The organism is Streptococcus sp., from assembly GCF_019414905.1.
GTDB lineage: Bacteria > Bacillota > Bacilli > Lactobacillales > Streptococcaceae > Streptococcus.
In genome coordinates this window covers 1-2,042 of record NZ_DXLC01000275.1, presented here as the reverse complement: position 1 = coordinate 2,042, position 2,042 = coordinate 1, and the positions used below count along the sequence as shown (strand labels likewise).

Sequence of the window (2,042 nt, the reverse complement as noted above, 5' to 3'; positions counted from 1 at the left end):
AGTTAGAAAGCGTCACAAGTTTGACACCTGCATCTGAGAAGTTCTTATCTGCTTTTGGCAATTGGTAACTGAAAATCGCTACAACACCGAGAACATCTGCTCCTTCTCGCTTGGCTGCTGCAACAGCTTCAAGAACAGAACCACCAGTTGAAATAAGGTCTTCAACCACTACCATTTTTTGACCTTGAGCCACGCGACCTTCGATTTGATTACCAGCTCCGTGGTCTTTTGGTTTGCTACGGATATAGGCAAATGGCAAGTTCATCTTATCAGCAATGATGGCTCCGTGTGGAATCCCTGCTGTTGCAGTTCCTGCAATTACTTCGACCTCAGGAAAGGCTTCTTTGATAGCATCCACAAAGCCATTTTCAATTAGGGTACGAGTTTCTGGATAGGCTAGTGTCACACGATTATCTGTATAAATCGGTGACTTGATACCAGATGCCCAAGTAAAAGGCTCCTCTGGTTTGAGGTAAACTGCTTGAATTTTCAAGAGGTGGCTAGCGATATCTTTAGCAAGTGTCATGGTATTCTCCTTTTATTTTTATAATCTATTTTTTTAATTCCAGTCCTGTGTCCATTCATCCTTGATAGCATGATAAGCTGCAACAGGATTTTCAGCTTGAGTAATGGGACGTCCCACTACGATATAGTCACTACCGATTTGATAGGCATCTGCTGGCGTCATCACGCGTTTTTGGTCTCCCACAGCAGCTCCCTGAGGACGAATGCCCGGTGTCAGACAGATAAAATCTGGATTGGTAGCCTGCTTGATGACTTGTACTTCCTGAGCCGAGCAAACGACACCATCTAATCCCGCTTCAGCTGTTTTCTTAGCATAATGAATCACAGACTCTTGCAGGCTGGTTTGAATATTTTGAAAATCCTGCATCTGAGCTTCTGATGTTGATGTAAGCTGCGTTACAGCGATCAATTTGGCTTGACTTCCAAGACCTTCACGCGCAGCCTTCATCATCTCTACACCGCCAGCAGCATGAACATTGGTCATATCCACACCAAGCTGAGATAAGACCTTCATAGCTGATTTGACTGTATTAGGAATGTCATGAAGTTTGAGATCCAAAAAGACACTGTGACCCAGACCTTTCAAGTAAGATACAATCTCAGGACCCGCTGCATAATAGAGCTCCATCCCTACCTTTAGATAAAGGCTTTCTTCTGCTGGGAAAAGAGCTAAAAATTCCTTGACCGCCTCAAAACTAGGAAAATCAAGAGCAATGACTGGACGATGTTCTCGCATAGGTTTCTCCTTTTACCTTTGCTAGTGAGAGAGTCTGGGCAACAGAAACCACGAAAAAAGGAACCTGCCAACAGCAAGGTTCCACGAAAAATGGGTAGTCTCCACCCTTTCACCGTCTAACCTTAGCTGCCTCTCTGGACTGCTTTAAAGGTTTTCTATTATTCTATTATTTCTACTAGCACTTGTCAAGTAAAAACATGGCAACTAAAGAACTATAAGAGAAAAGGTAAACCTAGCGACGCGATGAGCGCTGGGTCGTTTGATTTCGATTGCTCTCTTCCTCTTGTTTTTTCTGTTCTTCTTCTAAACGTTTACGTTCTTCTTCCTGCTTTTTCTCAGCTTCTTCGGCCTCTTTTTTGGCTTTTTCCTCAGCCTCCATAATTAATTTATCCGCTACAGTGTAGCTGTAAATTCCAGCTTCCATGTCAATCACACTCGGTTCTGACAATTGAGGCTTAATCTTACTGTAATAAGGCAGTTTCTTACTCATTTCAGATAGAGGAACCAAGACCTCGTCCGAATCATTCATAGTCAATCGAATTAAATCAGAAGTCACCTTGCTTGGGGCTAATTCCACCTTTTGGATAGCCACCTTGAGTTCTGGGCTAATTTGAGCAAGTTCTGAGACAAAAGCCTTGATTTGTTCACTATCATTAAAGAGAACTGATAAATAAGTTTCTGGCAGACTAACCAAGCTCACAGCACTGGTCTCAAGCTGACCACTGGAAAGAATAGGATAATGGTTTTCACCAGAAATATAGTAAGCTACAATATCATATTC

At 42.6% G+C, this 2,042-nt stretch carries 1 protein-coding gene and 2 pseudogenes; all 3 read right to left on the bottom strand.

The features are described 5' to 3' along the window. A pseudogene (pyrE, locus tag QZ359_RS08420) lies at positions 1-487 on the bottom strand (orotate phosphoribosyltransferase); the annotation flags it as partial. 72 nt (positions 488-559) lie between these two features. Then, positions 560-1,261, bottom strand: coding sequence for an orotidine-5'-phosphate decarboxylase (gene pyrF, locus QZ359_RS08415; RefSeq protein ID WP_261043408.1), 702 nt, complete (start codon positions 1,259-1,261; stop codon positions 560-562). A 232-nt stretch (positions 1,262-1,493) separates the two neighbouring features. Then, positions 1,494-2,042: pseudogene (locus tag QZ359_RS08410) on the bottom strand (cell division protein FtsQ/DivIB); the annotation flags it as partial.